Here is a 20,835-nt window from a genome sequence, read left to right on the forward strand (position 1 = left end):
TTAGGCATAAAGCCTGTATTTACGATGATAGAGTAAAAAGGGAGCAAGCTCAATAAAAAATTTGAGGTGAGTAAATGTATAAGTATCAAAAGGTGGTAGGTATTGATGTATCGAAGTTGAATTTATCCATAAGCGTATATGATGGTAAGAAGTATAGTTTTTACGAAGTTTCTAATAATACTAACTTATTTAAAAAAGATTTTTTTGACAAAGAGAGATTAGATTTATCAACCACACTTTTCATAATGGAAAACACAGGAGTATATCACTTAAAGTTAGCAACCTATTTAGTAAAAGAATTAGGATGTATAGTATCAGTAGTAAATCCGCTTGCAATAAAAAACTTTATAGGTATTGATTTAAACAGATTAAAAACAGATAAGGCAGACTCTAAAAAGATAGCAGAGTTTGGTTATATTTATGGTGATAAATACTTATTTAGTCCTACAGATGAACTCTCAGAAAAGATAGAATTAACGTTAAACATGATAGATGATTTTTATAATCAAATAAACACGCTAAGTAATCAATTGGAAAGTTTAATGCAAAGATACTATAAATTTCCTGAAATAATAAAAAGTTACAAAAGCATGATAAAAACATATCAAAGAAAGATTAGAGAAGCGGAGAAGGAACTAGAGAGATTAATAAAGAAAAATTTTAAAGTGGAATATGAGCTTTTACGTAGTATTCCAGGTGCTGGATTAAAGTTTTGTTCACTTGTAATAGGTAAACTTAAATGTTTTAAAAATTTCGATAAGGCTAAGCAAGTAAGTTCATATATTGGGATTTGTCCTAGTCCTTATGAGTCAGGGAGTTCAATTAAAGGCAGAGGTAAAATATCCAAGAGGGGTAACACGTATATGAGAAAAATATTATTTATGTGTTCATTAAGTGCTTGTAAGCATAACAGGAGCTGTAGGACTTTGTATTATAGGTTGATTGCATCTGGGAAACCTAAAAAGCTAGCGTTAATTGCTGTTGCAAATAAATTAATAAGACAAGCTTTTGGGATATTGAAAAGTGGAAAACCTTATGATCCTGATTATCATGCAGGATTAACACATAGTGCAAAAAATGCTTGACTTTTAACACAGAACATTGCGAGCGTTAGCGAAGCAATCTCTTTATTACCAATACGTTTAGGATCGAGTTATGTATTTGCAATATTTCTTTTTGTATTATGCAACAACTTCATTTCATAAAATGAAAACTTATTAAGAAAATTTTTATTTAAATAGTTCTCACTTTTTCAGTGAGAACTATTTAACGTTCTAACATTCATACGTTCCAACGTTCTAACGATCATACGTTTTAACGTTCTAATATTTCGTAAATTGAAAACGTTTTTCGTTTCACTATTCACTTCACCCTTAACCCTCAGCCTTAACCTTAAACATTGAACCCGTGAAATACAACTGTCGACTGTTTTTTGATGAGATAGACGTAATAAGCGTCGTTGTTAGTGATTGGGCGTTCGTAGGTCATTATTCCACGGGTTGAACCTTGAACACGTGTAATAAAGCATTTGTATAGTATATTGACTACGCACAACTCAAGTTTTATTGTTCGGAAATTACAATGCGTACGGTATTATTACACGTGTTGAACCTTGAATAACTATTTATATGTTTTTACTGTAAATTCTGTATGTTTTATAAACTGATGCACCCATTTTTTGTAAGGCCAAATTCATAGGTTTGTTATCTTCTAATATCCAGGATAATTCTCCTTTATAAAAACCATGTTTAAACCCGTTTTCAAATGTTTTATAGTAAAGCAGGTAGTCAAGACCTCGATTTCTAAATTCTTTTACAATTCCAAGAGTAATTACCCTTGCAAAATCGATTTTCTTAAATCCTGTTATAAATTTAAATATACCAAAGGGGAAAAGTTTACCATTAAGTTTAATTAGGATTTGATTGATATCAGGAAGGGTTAAAGAAAATCCTACAGGTTTCCCCTCATATTCTGCAATAATACATAAATCGGGTATTATTATACTTTTTAGATTTTTTGCCATGAAGTCAAATTCTTCATCTGTCATTGGGACAAAACCCCAGTTCTTTTCCCATGCACTGTTGTATATTTCCTTGATTAACTCTAGTTCTTCATAAAACTTTTTCATGTTTACAGAGCGAAGTGTTACATTTAGTCTATTTTTTAATAAGTTGTATGCTTTTTGTGCTCTTTCTGGAAAATCATTCACTTCCATTTTATAGGCAAGAACGTCCTTTTCCTTTTTAAACCCGCATGATTCTATAAGGTGGGGGTAATATTCGTAATTGTATGTCATCATTATTACTGGCGGTAAATCATAAGAATCTAAGAGAATGCCAATTTCATGGTTTGTGGAGAAATTGAATGGACCAATAACCTTTTTAATACCTTTATTTTTTAGATAATTAAGAGCATGCTCAAAAAGTTTTTTTACTACTTCTAAGTCATCAATAAAATCAAGAAAACCAAAATACCCAGTTTGTTCTCCTTGAAAATTGATAAAGTTATGATCAATTATTGCTGCAATTCGTCCAGCGATTTTTCTATCTTTGTAGGCTAAAAAATATGAAACATCAGCATGATTAAAAAAAGGATTTTTTTTTGGATTAAAAAATTCCTTTCTTTCAATAGTTAGATGAGGCACATAATAAGGACAATTTTCATAAAGAGTTAAAGGGAATTTTATAAATTTTAATAATTCACTTTTATTTTTGACTTCTTTTATAATTATGTCTGACAATTTTTAAACCAGTACCCCAAGTTGTTTTGTAACTTTTTCAATTTTTTCAAGAGCAAAATCTATTTGCTCAAAAGTATGTGTGGCCATAACACTTAGTCTTATAATTGCTTTTCCAGGTTCGACTGCAGGGGTAACTACAGGATTTACAAATACTCCTTCATTTAAAAGCATCATGCACACTTTAAAAACATCTAAGTCAGTACCTATTTGTACTGGAATTATGGGGCTAACACTATTTCCTGTATCAAGTCCCAATTCTTGCAAGCCTTTACGTAACCTGTGGGTATTTGCCCATAGTTTTTCAATCCTTTCAGGCTCGTTTTTCAAAATTTCAAGAGAAGCTTTTACAGCTGCGGCATTTGCAGGGGACATTGAAGCTGAAAAAATTAGCGCCCTTGAACTATGCTTTAAATAGTCGATTATTTCCTTTGATGAGGCAATAAATCCTCCAAGGGATGCAAAGGATTTTGAAAAGGTTCCCATAATAAGAGCTACATCATCTGTAAGTCCAAAATGATCACAAGTACCTCTTCCATTTGTTCCAAAAACACCGATACCATGGGCGTCATCAACCATAACTTCGGCATTGTATTTTTTTGCAATTTTTACGATATTTGGCAAATCAGCAAGGTCCCCTTCCATACTATAAACACCATCTACAACAACGAGTTTTCCTCGCTCAAGCTCAATAGATGATAATTTATTTTCAAGGGATTCCATATCGTTATGGTTAAATCTAAGCATTTTACCAAGAGTAAGACGGCATCCTTCGATTATGGATGCATGAACTAATTTATCAATAATCACATATTCGTTTCTTCCTACAAGAGGAGCTATTGCACCTTGGTTTGCCTGAAAACCTGTTGAATAGAGTATTGCTGCTTCTTTTCCTACGAAATCAGCTAACTCTTCTTCCAATTCAATATGAATATCTAATGTCCCATTCAAAAATCTTGAGCCGGCACAACCTGTTCCATATTTCTTAATGGCGTTAATGGCTGCCTCTTTAACTTTGGGATGATTTGTAAGCCCAAGGTATGAATTTGAGCCAAGCATTAAAACTTTTTTACCATTAATAATTACTTCTGTGTTTTGCTCAGACTCGATTACCCTGAAATAGGGGTAAAGACCTAACTGTCTAACCTGCTCGGCATCTTTAAAATTGTAGACTTTATTGAATAAACTCAAAAACTCCTCCTAAATAATGGAAATTATAACAAATTTATCTTTTATTGTAAAGGGGAGACATTTGCCTCAATTTATTTACACTATCTTTTATAATTTCTACGGCTTTGTCAACTTCTTCCATAGTATTAAATCTTCCAAAGCTAAATCTTAGAGCTCCATGTGCATCAACCGGGTCCACATTGATGGCATAAAGCACGTGGGATGCGTCCACACTATCTGATGTACATGCACTTCCTGTGGAGCAGCATACTTCATTTGCATAAACCATCAAAGCTTCTCCTTCAATATATTTGAAACTTATATTTGATATGCTGCACACCCTTTTTTCTCTGTCTCCATTTAAGATTGTATCAGGTATTTCATTCAAGATTCTACTTTCAAATTTATCTCTTAATGTTTTAACATGCTTTATATCTTTTTCTAGTTCATTTTCGATTATTTCGCATGCTTTGGCTATTCCAATAATATAAGGCACATTTTCGGTTCCAGCCCTTAATCCAAATTCATGATGTCCACCATGGATTATTGGTATTAGAAAATCTTTTATTCTTTCTTCTGCATATAGCACACCAATACCTTTTGGAGCATATATTTTATGCCCAGAAAATGTTAAAAGATGAACTCCTAACTTGGATACATCTATAGGCATTTTACCCATTGCTTGTACAGCATCGGTATGAACAATAATTTCTTTTTCCCTTGCAATTTTTGTAATTTCTTCTATGGGCTGAATTGTTCCTATTTCATTGTTTGCAAGCATAATTGAGATTAAAATAGTATCATCGCGAATTGCTTTTTTAAGTTCATCTATATTGATAATTCCATTCTTTTCTACAGGTAGGTAAGTAACTTCAAACCCTTCCTGTTCTAAATATTTGCATGTCTCTAAAACTGCTTTATGTTCAATTTTAGAGGTGATTATATGTTTACCTTTTTCACGCAGGCCGTAAGCTACACCTTTTATTGCCATATTGTCAGACTCTGAACCGCTTGCTGTGAAAATTATTTCTTGAGATTCTGCCTTTATACTTTTTGCAACCGTTTCTCTTGCTCTTTCAATGTCTTCTCTAATTTCTCTCCCCAGAATATGAATACTAGATGGATTTGCAAACTTCTCTTTGAAATATGGTTGCATAGCTTCAATTACACGGGGGTCCATTGGAGTTGTTGCGCTATTGTCAAAATAGATAGACATTTATAGATCCTCCTTCTTTAAGGTAAAATTCTTATATACTAAATCATCAAATGTAATCTTTTCCAAAAAATTATCAATTAGATTTTTCAATTCAAACCATATCCAATTGATACTACAGCTTTTAGCATGCTCACAAGCATCTTCATCTATACAGTCTACAGGTTTAATAGGACCATCCATAATATTTACAACATCCTTTAAAGTAATTTCTTTAAGAGGCTTACTGAAAATATATCCACCATAAATACCCCTTACTGAATCAACAATGCCTGCTTTTAGTAGCTGAGAAAAAATTCTTTCTAAATATTTCATTGAAATAGATTCCATTTCTGATACTTTTTTTAATGATACTGGTATTTTGTCTCCCCCTGCTATTGCAAGAGCATAAAGAGCTCGTATGGCATATCTACTTCTTGTTGTCACTTTCATAGTATTCCACCTTTTTTTGTAATTCTTTGATTTCTTTTTCAAGCTCTACCACTCTATCGACAATACAGGAAATAGCATTTGCTACAGGATCAGGTAATTTATCGTGGTCAAAGTCCAATAGTTTTTTTTCTTTTTTTGTAACAACTCTACCAGGTATACCGACCACAGTAGAATTTGGAGGAACTTCTTTTACTACTACAGAGTTTGAACCAATTTTGGAGTTTTCTCCCACTTCAAAAGGACCAAGAACTTTAGCTCCTGAACCTATTACAACATTATCTTTGATTGTAGGGTGTCTTTTACCTTTATTTAGACTAACTCCACCAAGTGTGACTTGATGGTATATAGTTACATTGTCTCCAATTTCCGCTGTTTCACCTATAACCACACCCATTCCATGATCAATAAAAAATCTTTTACCGATTTTTGCTCCTGGGTGAATTTCAATCCCTGTTAGGAAACGAGATATGTGTGATATAAATCTTCCTAAGAAATACATCTTGTGTGTCCAAAACCAGTGAGCGATTCTATGCATTATATTTGCATGAAATCCTGGATAACAAAATATGACTTCAAGGACACTTCTTGCTGCTGGGTCTTTTTCAAAAATATTGTTTATTTCATCCTTAAACCATTTGATAATACCCATAATACCTACCCTGGTAGTAGTGTTTTGTATTAAAAAATAAGGGGTCTTGCTGACCCCTTAAGATTATTTCTTAAGGACCTTCGATTGCATCAACTGGGCAAACTTCTACACAAGCGCCACAGTCTGTGCAAGTATCTGGGTCAATAACCCTTTTGCCATCTCCTTCGCTAATAGCACCTACTGGGCATTCGTCTTCGCAAGCACCGCAGTTTGTGCACTCATCAGTAATTACATGTGCCATAATGCACCTCCCTTAATTATAATTATTTTAATAGTCATCTATTGAAACAATGTCAATAATTTTTCATTTTAAAGATTGAATGATGGTTGATTTTTTAAACAAAATGTATATTCTTAACCCACAAAAAAAGTTGGAGGAAATGATGGCATACGAAATAAAAATGGTTAAGCTTGTTAGTGGCGACACCGTTATTGGGAACTATGATGATGAAACTAAAAGTTTGAAAGATATTGCTGCAGTACAAACAATTCCTGTGGGTGGATCTGGTGTGCAAATAGCAATTTTGCCCTTTGGTTTTCCTTTTGAAGATGAGATAGGCGGAGAAATATCAAGTGATAAGATATTGTATGAATATACTAAAGTCCCAGAGGAATTGAAAAATAAATACCTTGAAGCAAAGAGTAACATAAAAATCACATCAAATTTGGAGGGGTTAACACCACCTTCAGGTAGCAATCAGAGTGGAGGCGGTTTGATTCTTTAATGGAAAAATATTGGAAGTTAATTAAAGTTGAGAAAAAATTTCAGGATCATATTCTCAATATAGATCATAAGTATTATGAGTTTTTAAAAAATGGTGAAACGCACCCATTTTGTGCAATAAATACGAAAAATTGGGTTGTGATAATTCCCGTTACGGATAATGGTAGATTTGTTTTGGTAAGACAATTTAGATTTGCAGTTGAAGATACTACTTTAGAGTTTCCTGGTGGTGCGATCGACTTAGGGGAGCCACATAGTTTGGCAGCAGTAAGAGAACTTGAAGAGGAAACAGGATATAAATCTGATGATATAAGATATCTGGGGTTTGTGCATCCAAACCCTGCAATTCTTAGTAATAAATGCCATATTTATGTGGCTTACAATTGTAAGAATGTAGGGAAAACCAATTTTGATAAATTTGAAGATATAGAGATTGTTTTAATGGATGAAACTGAGTTTAAAAAATATTTAATAGATAATAAGATTACGCATTCAATTGTGGTGGCTGCTTATACTAAGTATCTTTTGAGCAAAGATCAGTAATTGTTTTTTCTGGCGTCATTTCAGTTTTTGCAAATAAGGGCTATTAAGAGTAGTAGGGGTGATAAGGGTTGTAAGAGTAATAAGGGGGAGTAAGGGTTGTAAAGGTTGTAGGAGTGACACTTGAAGTTTATCTCCTTAGCTTCAACCTAAACCTTAACCTCGAACTTTGAACATTGAACCTTGAACGTTGAACTTTGAACCTTGAACAAATCTTCCAGATCATAAAAAATTGGGTGAACCCAATTATTGTTTTGTGTGACATTCTATGCATTTATCAAGATCTGCGTGATAACCATCTTTCGGCCATTTATCATGGCAATCAAAACATCTATCACCACAACCATCGTTCATAGTTGAAAAGATGGAAAGATCGTTCGATGATTTTTTGTGGCAGGTGGCACACATGGTCATTGATATGTGAGTTTCATCATCTATTAACTTTTGGTGACATGTCATGCAATCACCGGCACAACCTGCATTAACTTTTGTAGTATTTAAGCAAAAAGTGAAGTATATAAGTATTCCTGTACATAATCCAAATAAAGTAGTCCTTTTTCTGTTAAACATACTTTATCACCTTTTATAGTTAATAATCCTTGATGAGTGAGGCCATCTATGTTTTTCATTATATTCAATTCTATAGGGATTGCAATATCTACTCCCTCGATCATTCGTAATCCAAATATTAGATTTTCAATCAACACATCTTTATTTCTAATGATAGTATAATTTTCATATTGAAAAGGGGATTGGATATACGCGAAGATATTAGTACAATGAGACCATCTGATCCTTTTATGTTTTTTATTAATCATGGAGTGCGCTGCAGCACCAAGTCCTATGTAATCGTGCATTTTCCAATAAATTATGTTGTGTTTGCACTGGAAGCCAGGTTTTGCAAAATTTGAAATTTCATATTGTATGTAGCCTTTTTCCTGCAGTAGATTTCTTATTTTATACATTGATGTTTTTTCAACTGGGGGTGATTCTGATAGAAATAATGTATCAAAGGAGTAACTATAGGCTGAGATATGATTAGGAGCTAAATCACATAATTTTTTTAGTGATTTTATTGTAATTTCTTCATCAATATTTGGAATATCATAAATTAAATCTACATTGAAGTTAAATCCAAATTTTTTTATAAAATATGTTGCTCTGTAAACATCAGATTGTGTGTGTATCCTTCCTAGAAATTTTAATACATTATTATTCATAGATTGAACACCGAGACTGATTCTGTTGACCCCATATTCTTTTAAAATTTTTAATTTTTCTGGACTTAAACTTTCTGGATTTGCTTCAATGGTAAATTCTAAAGGTTCTTTTTTAAGCAGGGATAAAAGCTTATTGAGAAAGTCTGACAAAGTAACAGGGGCTAAAATAGAAGGTGTGCCACCACCTATGTAAATAGTATCAAATTCATAATTCTTGTATAGTTCAAATTCCTTTAAAAGGGCTTTTGTATATTTTGAAATTAAACTCTTATCAAACTGAGTAATGGAATAAAAACCACAATATTTGCACTTGCTTTTACAAAATGGTATATGTATATATAGGCCTCGCATGGGAGTTATTTTATAATTTAAAATGTAAAATGCAAATATAAAAGGGATAACTCATTGAAACTTTTAAAAAGAATCTGGCGTTATTTTGAAAAATACAAGCTTTACATTATCTTATCTTTTCTCTTTTCACTAATTGTAGCTGCAAGTAACGGAGCTACAGCATACATTATCAAACCAGCACTTGATGGTATTTTTATAAATAAGGACAGAGAAAAGCTAATTTACATGCCCATTTTAATCATTGCCATATATTTAATAAAAGGAACTTTCAGATTCTTACAAAACTATCTAATGCGAAAAACTGGTCAAAAAGTTGTTGAAGCAATTAGGAATGATTTATATGACAAAATTATAATGCTGCCCCTAAAGTTTTTTTCTCAAAGCTCTACGGGTATGCTTATGTCAAGAATTACAAATGATGTAAACCTAATGCAGTCATCCATACCATCTTTTGTAACAGGAATAAGAGAATGCTTTTCAATACTTGGGTTGGCTGCTGTGGTGTTATATCAAGACCCTTATCTTGGTACATTTGCCCTTTTTGTTTTACCGATCATTGTGCTTCCAATCGTAAAAATTGGGGAAAAAATCAAAAAGTACAGTAAAAAAGGCCAACATAAAATGGGTGATTTATCATCTGTTTTGCAGGAAACTTTTAGTGGCATAAAAGTAGTAAAAGCTTTTGTAATGGAAGAAAAAGAGAAAGAAAAGTTTAGAAAACACAACGCAACTTTTGTCAAATATGAACTTAAGAGGATGATTTACAATGAAATCAGCTCTCCATTGATGGAACTAATTGGAGCAATCGGAATAGCTTTAGTGGTTTATTATGGTGGTTTAAAAGTCATAAACGGAGAATCTACGCCAGGTACTTTTTTCTCATTTATGGCTGCAATAGCAATGATGTATGATCCATTCAAAAGAATAAATTCTGCAAACAATGCAGTCCAGGCTGCAATTGGGGCGGCTGAACGAGTTTTTGAAGTAATGGATACTCACAATGAAATACTTGAGAATGATGGTACTTTAGAGTGCGATGCAAGAAATAAAATTATCGAATTTAAAAATGTCTATTTTAGATATGACAACAACGAACGTTATGTGCTTGAAAATATCAATCTCAAGGTCGAGCCTGGCACAACTGTAGCTCTTGTCGGCTCAAGCGGTGCCGGTAAAAGTACATTCGTTAACCTGATCCCCAGGTTTTATGATGTAACAGGTGGTGCAATATACATAGGTGGAACAGATATCAGAGAATTTAAAGTTTATTCATTAAGAAAAAATATTGGAATTGTATCCCAAGAACCATTCTTATTTAATGATACTATAAAAAACAACATAGCATATGGTGCAGAAAATATAACGGAAGAAGATATCATCAATGCTGCAAAAGCAGCTTATGCCCATGATTTTATAACAGAACTACCAAATGGTTATGATACAGTTATAGGTGAAAGAGGAGTAAGACTATCAGGGGGGCAACGTCAGCGAATTACTATTGCAAGAGCATTAATAAAAAACCCACCTATTCTGATACTGGATGAAGCCACTAGCGCTTTGGACACAGAAGCAGAAAAGATTGTACAGAAAGCCCTTGAAAATCTTATGAAAGGAAGAACAAGCTTTGTAATAGCCCATAGATTATCAACAATATTGAATGCGGATATAATAGTTGTTTTAAAAGATGGTAAAATCGAAGCCACAGGAAAACATACTGAATTATTAGAAAAATCCCCTACTTATAAAAAACTTTATCAGATGCAGTTTCAAGATGGTGAATAATCTATGAAAATTCTTCATATAGATACAGGTAAAGAGTGGCGCGGTGGACAACGTCAAGTATTTATACTTCATAAAAACCTTTTAAAAAATAATATAGATAGTTTTCTCGTGTGTAATGAAAATGGGATATTATATTCAAAAGCTAAAGATGAACTGCAAAATGTAATCAGTTTACCAGGAAATATATTTCAAGGTATTTTTAATTTGAAAAAGATTCTTAGAAAAATAAATCCAGATATTTTGCATTTTCATGATGGAAAAAGTTTAAATTTTATAGAATTTATGCCTGCTAGTATGAAAAAAATTGAAACGAGAAGGGTGTCTTATCCAATATCTTTTTTTTCAAGGAAAGTTAAATACTCTTTATGTGATTATCACGTGGCTGTTTCTGAGGAAATTGCTGAATATTTAAGGCAATTTTTTAAAAATGTTTTTGTAATAAACAGTTGTATAGAAATAGATAGATTTGTTTTGAAAAAACCTAAAAATCCTTTTAAAAAGCGGTTTAATAAAAATATTCTTTTTGTAGGTTCATTTTCAAAGCAGAAAGGGATTGAGGTTTTATTGGAAGCATTTAAAAGTGTGGTTGAACAAATAGGAGATGTTGGTCTTCATCTTGTTGGAGGCGGTTCATTGGAAAAAGATTTATGGAAAATGGTAGATGATTTGGGTATAGTTGATAATGTACTTTTTTATGGATTTCAGAAAGAGGTTGAACAATTTTATTTTTTTGCTGATCTTGTAGTTGTACCTTCTGTAGATGGAGAAGGTTCAAGTGGTGTTATTAAAGAGGCTTTAGCCAGCGGAAAGACTGTAATTGCAAGTAATTTAGATGCAAATAAAGAAATCATTAAGGATAATTATAATGGAATTCTTTTTGAGAATAAAAACAAGAGCGATTTATCGAATAAAATTAAACTTGTTTTAAATCATAAAATAGTGTTGGACAAAAATAAAATATTGGAAACGGCAAAACAATTTTCTTGTGAGAAAATGACATATAAATATATAAAAATATATGATGAAATACTAAACAAAGATGGAAGGTTATGATGAAAGGGATTATACTTGCTGGTGGAAAAGGAACAAGATTATATCCTTTAACTCAGGTTGTTTGTAAACAATTATTACCTATATATGATAAGCCATTAATATACTATCCTTTGTCTCTTTTAATGCTTGCCGAAATAAGGGACATTTTGATTATATCTACTCCTGAAGATACTCCGAAATTTAAGGATTTATTAGGAGATGGGAAAAAATACGGAATAAATATTAGTTATGCTATTCAGAATAAGCCAGAAGGGATTGCCCAAGCTTTTTTAATTGGTGAAGAATTTATAGGTGATGATAATGTATGTCTTATTTTGGGGGATAATATTTTTTACAGCGATGGATTAACGAATATTTTAATCAAAAGTAAGATGCTTATAGAAAAAGAAGGTGGTGCCCTTGTTTTTGGGTATTATGTTAATAATCCAAGTGAATATGGAGTTGTTGAGTTTGATAAAGAAGGTAATGTCCTTAGTATAGAAGAAAAACCTGCTCAACCGAAAAGTAATTATGCTGTAATAGGACTCTATTTTTATGATAACGATGTTATAAAAATTTCTAAAGAGATAAAACCTTCTGCAAGAGGGGAATACGAGATAACTTCAGTTAATGAAAAATATTTAAAAAAAGGAAAATTAAGGGTAGAGCTTTTGGGAAGAGGATTTGCCTGGCTTGATACTGGTACTCATAACTCAATGCTTGAAGCGAGTAACTTTATTAAGATAATAGAGGAAAGGCAAGGATTGAAAATTGGTTGTATTGAAGAAATTGCTTTTAGAAAAGGGTGGATAAATAAAGATAAAGTTTTAGAGCTTGCTAAGCCTTTGATGAATAGTGGTTATGGCCAGTATTTGTTAAGATTGGTGGGAGAAGCAAATGAGTTGTAAGACCATATTGGTTACAGGTGGTTGTGGTTTTATAGGAACAAATTTTATCAAATATGTTTTTTATGATACCGATTTTGATGGTATAATAATTAATATAGACAAATTAACTTATGCAGGCCGAAAGGAAAATTTAATAGATATTGAGACTAATTTTAAAGAAAGATATATTTTTAAGAAACTTGATATTTGTGATTTTGCTGCACTGGAAGACTTGTTTACCCAATACAAAATTGACTGTATTGTGCATTTTGCTGCTGAATCGCATGTGGATAAGTCGATAACGGGTCCTCAACAGTTTATTTATACTAATATTATTGGGACATTTAATTTGCTTGAGGCAATAAGAAAGTATTGGGCATGTTCAGAGTCTAATAATAGGTTTATACATATTAGTACTGATGAAGTTTATGGTTCATTAGGGCAAGAAGGTTATTTTTATGAGAGTAGCTGTTATAATCCTAGAAGCCCATATTCAGCTTCGAAAGCGTCAAGTGACCATCTCGTAATGTCTTATTATTATACATACAACTTGCCCGTTATTATTACGAATTGCTCAAACAACTATGGTCCATACCAGTATCCTGAAAAATTAATACCTTTGATGATACTAAATATGTTAAAGGAAAAGCCTTTGCCTGTATATGGAGATGGGCAAAATGTGAGAGACTGGTTGTATGTAAAGGATCATTGTGAAGCAATATGGTTAGTGCTGGGTAATGGGAAAGTGGGTGAGAAATATAATATTGGTGGAGAAAATGAATGGAGAAATATAGATTTAGTTAACTATCTCTGTGAAATTGTTGCAGAGAAGTTAGGGAAACATCGAGATTATTTCAAAAAATATATTACTTTTGTTAAAGATAGACTAGGTCATGATAAAAGATATGCTATCAATTGTGACAAGATAAAAAAAGAATTAAATTGGTCTCAGCGAACACCTTTTGATGAAGGTATAAGTAATACAGTTGAATGGTATATTAAGAAATATTGGAATAGATAATGGAAAAAATTTCAGTAGTTATATTGACTTTTAATGGAGAAAAATATTTGGAAGCATGTTTGTCACAAATATCAAAAATAGGCGATGAAATAATTATTGTTGACTCAGGTAGTAGTGATAATACTATTTCTATTGCCAAAAAATTTACTGATAAAATTTTTTTTCATGAGTTTGAGAATTATGGAAGGCAATGCAGATATGCGGTTTCACTTACTGCATGCAAATGGGTGTTTGTAGTTGATCAAGATGAAATATTAACAGATGCTCTTGTTGATGAGATAAAATATCTGAAATTAACGGGCTTTGATTGTGATGGTTATTATATTAAAAGGGATAACTATTTATTTGGAAAGTTGATAAAACATGGTGGATGGGGAGATGATTATGTGCTTAGGCTATTTAATAAAGAAAAAGGGGAGCATACAGATAACAATTTTTCTGTGGTAAAAACTGAAGGTATGACAAAAAAATTGAAACATTCTATAAAACATTATCCTTATGATTCTGTGCATGAATATTTATCTAAAATGCATTCTTATGCAAACCATTCGGCAAAGGAAATGTTATCACAAAACAAAACTTTTAAATTAAGAAAATTAATTTTAAATCCTTTTGGTAGATTTTTTAAAAAATATATATTAGAATTCGGTTTTTTAGATGGATTACATGGATTTGTTTTGGCCGTTTTTTCTTATTATTTTGTTTTTCTTAAATATTTAAGATTTTGGGAGCTAAAAAGAAATGAAAAGTAAACCTGCTATTGAAGGTGGAAAACCTGTTAGGGATTCATTTTTAGTTTTTGGACAGCCAGATATAAGTGATGATGAATTGAATGAAGTAATAGATACAATCAGATCAAAATGGATTGGTACTGGACCAAAAACTCATAAATTTCAAGAAGAATTCAGAAAATATATTGGAGCAAAATATGCTCATGCAACAAACTCATGTACAGCTGCACTTCATTTATCTTTAATAGCAGCAGGAATCAAACCAGGAGATGAAGTTATCACTACTCCGATGACTTTTTGTGCAACGGCAAATGCTATTATCCATGCAGGAGCAACACCTATTTTTGTTGATATCGACAAAACGACATTAAATATTGATGTAAATAAAATAGAGGAAAAAATCACTAAAAAAACTAAGGCTATCTTGCCTGTACACTTTGCCGGTCGTCCATGTAATATGGATAAAATACAAGAAATAGCGAAAAAATATAATTTAGTAGTTATTGAAGATGCTGCTCATGCGATAGAAGCGTATTATAAAAACAAAAAAATCGGTACAATAGGTGATTTAACATGCTTTAGTTTTTATGTAACAAAAAATATGACAACAGTAGAAGGTGGTATGGTTACAGGCAATAACGAAGAATTAATAAATAAAATCAGAATTTTAAGCTTACATGGTATGGACAAAGATGCCTGGAAAAGATATTCTGATGAAGGATATAAACATTACATGGTTGTTGAAGCAGGTTTTAAATACAATATGACGGATATCCAAGCATCTTTTGGTTTGCATCAGTTGAAAAAAATAAATGAAAACTTCGAAAAAAGAAAAAAGATTTGGAAAATGTATGATGAAGCTTTTGCTGATTTACCTTTAATCAAATTGGCTAATCCTGATGATTCAGGACTTCATGCCAGACACCTATACATCATGATTTTAGACTTAGGCAGATTAAAAGTTAATAGAGACTACATTCTTGAAGCACTTACAAAAGAAAATATCGGTGTTGGCGTACACTATATTTCGCTTCATAAACATCCTTATTACAAAAATCTACTTAATTTAAAAGATGATGATTTTCCTAACTCATCATTTATTTCTGATAGAACGATAAGTATACCTTTTGGAAGTTATTTGAGTGATAGGGATGTTGAGGATGTAATAAATGCAGTAAGGAAAATTTTAACATTTTATTGGGAAGGGTAAGATGAAACTTAGTGACTATGAAATTGTAACTGCAGCAGATAAAAATTATATTGAATTTGCTAAAGCATTTACCAGAAGCGTAAACTTAACATTAAACAAAACTCCATATATTTTCGATTTAGGTGGCATTAGCTTGTATAAGGATTCTTTAAATGCGCAGTTTATTGATATTAGCGTTAATTCTGATTATAATAAAATTAATAAGCAAAATTGTATTAGGACAATACATAAACCTGAGTGCATAAAATATTTTATAAATAAATTTAAAAAACATTTTATTTTTATCGATGCAGATTGTTTGTTTTTAAAAAATAGTTTTTTGCCAAGTGTAGATGTTGACATTTTTTTTACATTTAAAATTTATAAGGATCAAACTTGTAAAGATTTTCAAAAAAATGGCATTATAAATGCTGGCGTTTTAATATTTAATGTCAATGAATTTAATATAGAGAGATTGAATAAATTCATTGATAAATGGCATGAATATTGTCTTAGAGATTCAGAAATTACTGACCAAAAGGCATTAAGTTTAATATTAGAACAATATTTGGATATTCGCAATTTATTAACTTCAAAATTTGAAACAGAAGAGATAAGTTTTAGATTTTTGTCTTCGGAGCTTTATAATGATACAAGCTGCAAAACTGGCGTTATTTGGCACTTTAAACAAGCTGCAAGAGAACAACAGAAATTTAAGAATTTTGTTAGAATATCAAAAAATGTTAAGCTTTATAGTGCGATAAGGGAAATAAATTTAATTTTATATAAAATTAAAAAATTGTTAAATCCTAAAAGATATGCGAAAAGATATATAAATGAATTGCGATTATATTTGGAGAAAGAGAATGCAACTTAATTCTAATAATTTATATAAATTAAGTTTGTTCCTGTATATAGTGTTTTTGCCAATTTCTATATCAATAAGGCAAGCAGGAATCATATTATTGACTTTGGTTTTTGTTTATGATTGTTTTAAAAACAAAGCATATTATGTTCTTTTTAAATGGACAGAAAATAAGTTTTTATTAATTTTTTTGTGTTATCTTTTATTTAATTCTTTATTTGTAAGTATGGATTCAAGGACATCCTTAGATGTTCTTTTTAACGCTATTTGGCAATGTTTCTTGGTTTATTATATTTTGTCATCTATTACCATTAGTAAAAAAGTGGATAAAAATTATATTCTTTTGCTTCTTATGATAAGTGTGACCATACAAGGTATTGATGGTATCTATCAATTTGTTACAGGTTATGATTTTATCAAACACTTAAAACCATTTGGTGATAGATTGACTGCTTCTTTAGATACTCCAAGAGTGGGCAATTTTGTAAGTCTGTCTTTACCAGCATTTTTTGCTTACTATTTTAGAAATAATGACACTTTTGAATCATGGAAAGCAAAATTGTTGCTTTTTGTAGCATTTTTACCTCCACTATTTCTTTTAATTTTTTCTAAGACAAGAAGTGGATGGGTTGGTTTTTTTGTTTTTTTATCAATTTTTTCGTTTTATAATGTTAGAAAGCTTTTTTTACCTGTTTTTTCTATTTTAGTTTTGATTTTATTTTTTTTCAAAAAAATTATATTAAATAGGTTAAACTTTAATATAATTTTGAATGATCCTCGCTTTGAATTATGGACTATTGCCTTAAAATTGTTTAAATTAAAACCTATTTTTGGACATGGTGTAGCGACATTTTGTAATGCTTTTAATTACTACCACTTATATCCTACAAAAACCTCAAGGCATATACAACATCCTCATAATATATATGTTCAATTTTTATCTGAGACTGGTATTATAGGGTTGTTGTTATTTTTTACCTTTATTTTCGGCAGATTATTTAATTTATTAAAGACTTTTTTAAAAACTAAGTCAATATTATTATGGATTTATGTAGCATGGATATGTTCATATTTAGCCACTGCTTTTAGTGCTCATAATTTTTTTAGAACATGGTGGTTAGGAACATTCATGATAGTATTTGCTATTACCTCGCCTGAAGATGAAACCAGTTCTTTTTAGAGTGACAAATAACTTAAATATTGGCGGTGTTCAAAGAAGGATGTTGGATGTATTATCTCATTTTGTTAATGATTATGATATCCATGTAGTTGTTTATAAGGAAAAAGGAGTATTAGCAGAAGAGTTTGAAAAGAAAGGGATTAAAATACACTTTGTTAAGGCAAAAGGTACTTTTGATTTTTTAGCAATTTTAAAAATATCTAAGTTAATGAAAAAATATAAAGCTGATATTGTACATACTCATTCAATGGGGGGGAATATCAAAGGGCTAATAGCAGCATATTTAGCGGGAGTAAAAAAAAGGTTTGCCCATGTGCATGTTAAAATGGAACTGCACTGGTATGGGAGAAGCAAATTAAAAAGATTAAAACATCAGCTTGAAGAAAAAATTATTTTATGTCTGTTTGCTAAAAAAATATTTTTTGTTTCAAAATCTATACTGGATGAGTTTTTAAAAAGATTTAGTTTAGGATTGCAAGAAAAATGTTTGGTTTTATACAATGGATTTGATGTTGAAAGTTTTCCTGTAAAGTCTTTGAATCATGATAAAGAATTTTTTAAATTAGGAGTTGCTCTACGTTTAGTTGAGAGTAAGAATTTAACTTTTATAGTTGATACTATTGCCATTTTAAAAAATTTTAAAAATAATTTTAAATTTTATTTTGTTGGAGATGGTCCCTATAAGGATTATCTGCAAAATTATATCAAAGAAAAAAACTTGGAAGTTTATTTTGAGTTTGTTGGAGAAACAAAAAATCCTTATTCGTATATAACAGATTTCGATTTAGTAGTATTTCCTTCAAAAAATGAAGGGTTGCCAGCAGGATTGATTGAGCCTTTATTAATGAAGGTTCCAGTAGTTGCTGTTGATACAGAGATAAATCGTGAAGTTATTAATATTTATAATGGTGGCATTTTATTAGAAGAAAATCCTGAGCTATTTGCTAAAAAGATTGCTGAAGTTTTAGATAATTATGAAGTCTTTTATAAAAGCTTAAGTTTTGAAAAATATCATAATGAATTTGATATTAAATCTCATCTTTTCAAACTGAGAAAATTTTATGAAGGTGATGAAGAGTGATGAATAAAAGCATCCCTGTTTTGTGTTATCATAAAGTTTCATATTCTGGAGGAATAACACCTGAGCAATTTGAAGAACATCTTTTTTTTCTTAAAAAAAATGGTTATCAAACCATAACTACATCACAATTATACCAATATTTAAAAGAAAATACTATTTCTGTAAAAAAACCGTTTTTAATTACTTTTGATGATTGTTTTTTAGACAATTGGATATACGCTATTCCATTATTGGAAAAGTATTCATTTAATGCAGTGTTTTTCGCAATTTCAAATTTCATATGGGATGGTGAACCAAGGAATAAAGAATGGGCAAGTAATATTTTAACAGCAAGAGAATGTTTTATTAATGCTTTAAAAAATAAGGATTATTCTCAATTTATGAATTCATCTGAGCTTTACAAAGCCGTATATCATTATGGACATGAGGTTTTAAGTCATACGCAATCCCACCAAATGTGTTTTAAAAATTTATATCAAACAGGTAATTTGAATGAAAAATCTCACTGGGGTGTTTATGGAATATATGAACATCCTATAAGTGATTATCCTCTTTTTCAAAGAGGCTCAGCATACGCCTATAATGGGTTTTGGCCTGTTTTAAAGGATAATGGATTTTTGGATTTTAGATACCGCAGTGATGAAGAGAGATTTAAGTTTTGTTTTGAAGAATTTATAAATAGTAGAAATAAAATTGAAGAGATAATTAATAAAAGGGTAGATTTTATTTGTTGGCCTTGGGGAGAATTTGATAATATTACTATTGATGCCGCCAAAGAGGCAGGATACAAAGGAGCTTTTACTTTAGAAAGATTTTGTAACAGTTATGGGACAAACCCATTTTACATAAACAGAATCGGTATAGTAGATAAAACTTCGGTAAGATGGCTATCTCAAAAAATGAAGATCTATTCTTCAAAGTATTTATCGATGATCTTTTTTAAAAAATACCGTAAGAAGAACGACTTTGGTGGTAAAGTTTTGTTTGTAACTGATTCTACAAAACGCTCTAGCGGTGGAATTAAACAGCTTATTTATAATGCAAAATCATTAAAAGAAAAAAATGTGCAGGTTTATTTAGCAGCTAAAAAAGATGCTTATGTTAGTAGTTTGGAAGATATTTTCGACAAGATAGTATTTTTAGATTTTAATAAAAAGTTATTATCTGCCAAAAAATTAGCATTTTTTATTAAAGAAAACAAAATTAAAGTAGTGCATACTTTTCATAATAAGGGGCACAAAGTAGGGGTGCTTTCAAAGGTTTTTTATTCAAAATTTAGGTTGTTTGTTAATAGGGGAGTTTTGAAAGTTCCTAACAATATTTTTTATTATAATAATGTATTGATTGATGGTTTTATATGTAATTCACATGCTTGCAAAGAGAGTTTGAAAAAGATTTTTGTTAATCCTAAAAAGATAAATGTTGTTTTCAATTGTATAGACTTTGAGGAATTAGAGAGAGATTTGACTTCTAAAAAAATTTTTATGGTACTTTATATTGGAAATACAAACCCTATAAAAGGGTTTGATATATTTAATCAGATTGTGAAAAAAATACCAAAAAGGTATAATATACAATTTGTTGCTCTTGGCGTTGCAAAAGAAAAGTTAAAATTTCAAATTGATAAGAGGATTGAATTGCCAGGGACAGTTAAAAATGTTGCAAGTTATCTCAAAGATGCAAATCTTTTTGTATTGACATCGAGGTCGGAAAGTTTTCCTAACTCATTATTAGAAGCTATGAGTTTTGGTTTGCCTGTTGTTGCTCATAGTGTTGGTGCAGTTAACGATCTCATAATTGATGGAAAAAACGGATTTGTTGTTGACAATCTTGATATAGACAAGTTTGCTAATAAAATTTTATTTTTGTATAATAACAGGAAGCTATCTCAGAGAATGGGAGATAATAACCGAGAAATAATTAGGCAGTTAAGTTGTATGAATAAAGGTTTGAAACTGATTAAGGTATATTCAGGACAGTTTTTTGAGGATAAAATAAATGCAAGGTAACGAGAATTCTAAAAATTATCAT

Annotated in this window: 21 protein-coding genes; 13 read left to right on the forward strand and 8 right to left on the reverse strand. The window is 30.8% G+C overall.

The window, feature by feature from the left end; genetic code table 11:
* Positions 1-74 precede the first annotated feature (74 nt).
* On the forward strand, positions 75-1,085 hold the full coding sequence (locus tag FHQ18_RS03265) for an IS110 family RNA-guided transposase (RefSeq protein ID WP_149265288.1): 1,011 nt from the start codon (positions 75-77) through the stop codon (positions 1,083-1,085).
* Positions 1,086-1,624: 539 nt separating this feature from the next.
* Here FHQ18_RS03265 and FHQ18_RS03270 read toward each other — a convergent pair.
* The 6 genes from FHQ18_RS03270 to FHQ18_RS03295 form a co-directional block, all read right to left on the reverse strand.
* Positions 1,625-2,740: a hypothetical protein gene (locus FHQ18_RS03270; protein WP_149265740.1), complete on the reverse strand. Its 1,116-nt coding sequence runs from the start codon at positions 2,738-2,740 to the stop codon at positions 1,625-1,627.
* 3 nt (positions 2,741-2,743) lie between these two features.
* Positions 2,744-3,928 (reverse strand): aminotransferase class I/II-fold pyridoxal phosphate-dependent enzyme, encoded by a 1,185-nt coding sequence (locus FHQ18_RS03275; protein ID WP_149265741.1) that lies wholly within the window; start codon positions 3,926-3,928, stop codon positions 2,744-2,746.
* A 34-nt stretch (positions 3,929-3,962) separates the two neighbouring features.
* A complete protein-coding gene (locus FHQ18_RS03280) occupies positions 3,963-5,123 on the reverse strand; it encodes a cysteine desulfurase family protein (RefSeq protein WP_149265742.1) in 1,161 nt (386 codons plus the stop codon).
* On the reverse strand, positions 5,124-5,552 hold the full coding sequence (locus FHQ18_RS03285; protein WP_149265743.1) for an RrF2 family transcriptional regulator: 429 nt from the start codon (positions 5,550-5,552) through the stop codon (positions 5,124-5,126).
* The gene (cysE, locus tag FHQ18_RS03290; RefSeq protein ID WP_149265744.1) at positions 5,530-6,201 is read right to left on the reverse strand and encodes a serine O-acetyltransferase; all 672 of its coding nucleotides are present in this window, start codon (positions 6,199-6,201) and stop codon (positions 5,530-5,532) included. The genes FHQ18_RS03285 and cysE overlap by 23 nt, the downstream gene beginning before the upstream one ends.
* 70 nt (positions 6,202-6,271) lie before the next feature.
* Positions 6,272-6,442, reverse strand: coding sequence for a DUF362 domain-containing protein (locus FHQ18_RS03295; RefSeq protein ID WP_149265745.1), 171 nt, complete (start codon positions 6,440-6,442; stop codon positions 6,272-6,274).
* 142 nt (positions 6,443-6,584) lie between these two features.
* Here FHQ18_RS03295 and FHQ18_RS03300 point away from each other — a divergent pair, with 142 nt between their 5' ends.
* Positions 6,585-6,926 (forward strand): hypothetical protein, encoded by a 342-nt coding sequence (locus FHQ18_RS03300; protein WP_149265746.1) that lies wholly within the window; start codon positions 6,585-6,587, stop codon positions 6,924-6,926.
* A complete protein-coding gene (locus FHQ18_RS03305; protein ID WP_149265747.1) occupies positions 6,926-7,468 on the forward strand; it encodes an NUDIX hydrolase in 543 nt (180 codons plus the stop codon). The genes FHQ18_RS03300 and FHQ18_RS03305 overlap by 1 nt, the downstream gene beginning before the upstream one ends.
* 243 nt (positions 7,469-7,711) lie before the next feature.
* Here FHQ18_RS03305 and FHQ18_RS03310 read toward each other — a convergent pair whose 3' ends face one another.
* Both FHQ18_RS03310 and hemW read right to left on the reverse strand, forming a co-directional pair.
* Positions 7,712-8,035: a cytochrome c3 family protein gene (locus tag FHQ18_RS03310; RefSeq protein WP_246798628.1), complete on the reverse strand. Its 324-nt coding sequence runs from the start codon at positions 8,033-8,035 to the stop codon at positions 7,712-7,714.
* Positions 7,963-9,036: a radical SAM family heme chaperone HemW gene (gene hemW / locus FHQ18_RS03315; protein ID WP_149265748.1), complete on the reverse strand. Its 1,074-nt coding sequence runs from the start codon at positions 9,034-9,036 to the stop codon at positions 7,963-7,965. Before hemW ends, FHQ18_RS03310 begins: the two co-directional genes overlap by 73 nt.
* 54 nt (positions 9,037-9,090) lie before the next feature.
* Between hemW and FHQ18_RS03320 the strand changes: the two genes are divergently transcribed.
* From FHQ18_RS03320 to FHQ18_RS03365, 10 genes are read left to right on the forward strand one after another with little or no spacing between them, the layout of a single operon-like run.
* Positions 9,091-10,818: an ABC transporter ATP-binding protein gene (locus FHQ18_RS03320; protein ID WP_149265749.1), complete on the forward strand. Its 1,728-nt coding sequence runs from the start codon at positions 9,091-9,093 to the stop codon at positions 10,816-10,818.
* 3 nt (positions 10,819-10,821) lie between these two features.
* Positions 10,822-11,871, forward strand: a complete 1,050-nt coding sequence (locus FHQ18_RS03325; protein ID WP_149265750.1) for a glycosyltransferase family 4 protein — start codon at positions 10,822-10,824, stop codon at positions 11,869-11,871.
* A complete protein-coding gene (rfbA, locus tag FHQ18_RS03330) occupies positions 11,871-12,758 on the forward strand; it encodes a glucose-1-phosphate thymidylyltransferase RfbA (RefSeq protein ID WP_149265751.1) in 888 nt (295 codons plus the stop codon). Before FHQ18_RS03325 ends, rfbA begins: the two co-directional genes overlap by 1 nt.
* A complete protein-coding gene (gene rfbB, locus FHQ18_RS03335; RefSeq protein ID WP_149265752.1) occupies positions 12,748-13,758 on the forward strand; it encodes a dTDP-glucose 4,6-dehydratase in 1,011 nt (336 codons plus the stop codon). Before rfbA ends, rfbB begins: the two co-directional genes overlap by 11 nt.
* Positions 13,758-14,510 carry a glycosyltransferase family 2 protein gene (locus FHQ18_RS03340; RefSeq protein ID WP_149265753.1) on the forward strand — a complete coding sequence of 251 codons (753 nt, stop codon included), beginning with the start codon at positions 13,758-13,760 and terminating at the stop codon, positions 14,508-14,510. Before rfbB ends, FHQ18_RS03340 begins: the two co-directional genes overlap by 1 nt.
* On the forward strand, positions 14,500-15,699 hold the full coding sequence (locus FHQ18_RS03345; RefSeq protein ID WP_149265754.1) for a DegT/DnrJ/EryC1/StrS family aminotransferase: 1,200 nt from the start codon (positions 14,500-14,502) through the stop codon (positions 15,697-15,699). The genes FHQ18_RS03340 and FHQ18_RS03345 overlap by 11 nt, the downstream gene beginning before the upstream one ends.
* Position 15,700: 1 nt before the next feature.
* Positions 15,701-16,555 (forward strand): putative nucleotide-diphospho-sugar transferase, encoded by an 855-nt coding sequence (locus FHQ18_RS03350; protein WP_149265755.1) that lies wholly within the window; start codon positions 15,701-15,703, stop codon positions 16,553-16,555.
* The gene (locus tag FHQ18_RS03355; protein ID WP_188020328.1) at positions 16,545-17,723 is read left to right on the forward strand and encodes an O-antigen ligase family protein; all 1,179 of its coding nucleotides are present in this window, start codon (positions 16,545-16,547) and stop codon (positions 17,721-17,723) included. Before FHQ18_RS03350 ends, FHQ18_RS03355 begins: the two co-directional genes overlap by 11 nt.
* On the forward strand, positions 17,704-18,804 hold the full coding sequence (locus FHQ18_RS03360) for a glycosyltransferase (protein ID WP_149265757.1): 1,101 nt from the start codon (positions 17,704-17,706) through the stop codon (positions 18,802-18,804). The genes FHQ18_RS03355 and FHQ18_RS03360 overlap by 20 nt, the downstream gene beginning before the upstream one ends.
* Positions 18,804-20,813: a glycosyltransferase gene (locus FHQ18_RS03365; protein ID WP_246798633.1), complete on the forward strand. Its 2,010-nt coding sequence runs from the start codon at positions 18,804-18,806 to the stop codon at positions 20,811-20,813. The genes FHQ18_RS03360 and FHQ18_RS03365 overlap by 1 nt, the downstream gene beginning before the upstream one ends.
* Positions 20,814-20,835: the final 22 nt, after the last annotated feature.

This window comes from Deferribacter autotrophicus (assembly GCF_008362905.1).
Taxonomy (GTDB): Bacteria; Chrysiogenota; Deferribacteres; order Deferribacterales; family Deferribacteraceae; genus Deferribacter; species Deferribacter autotrophicus.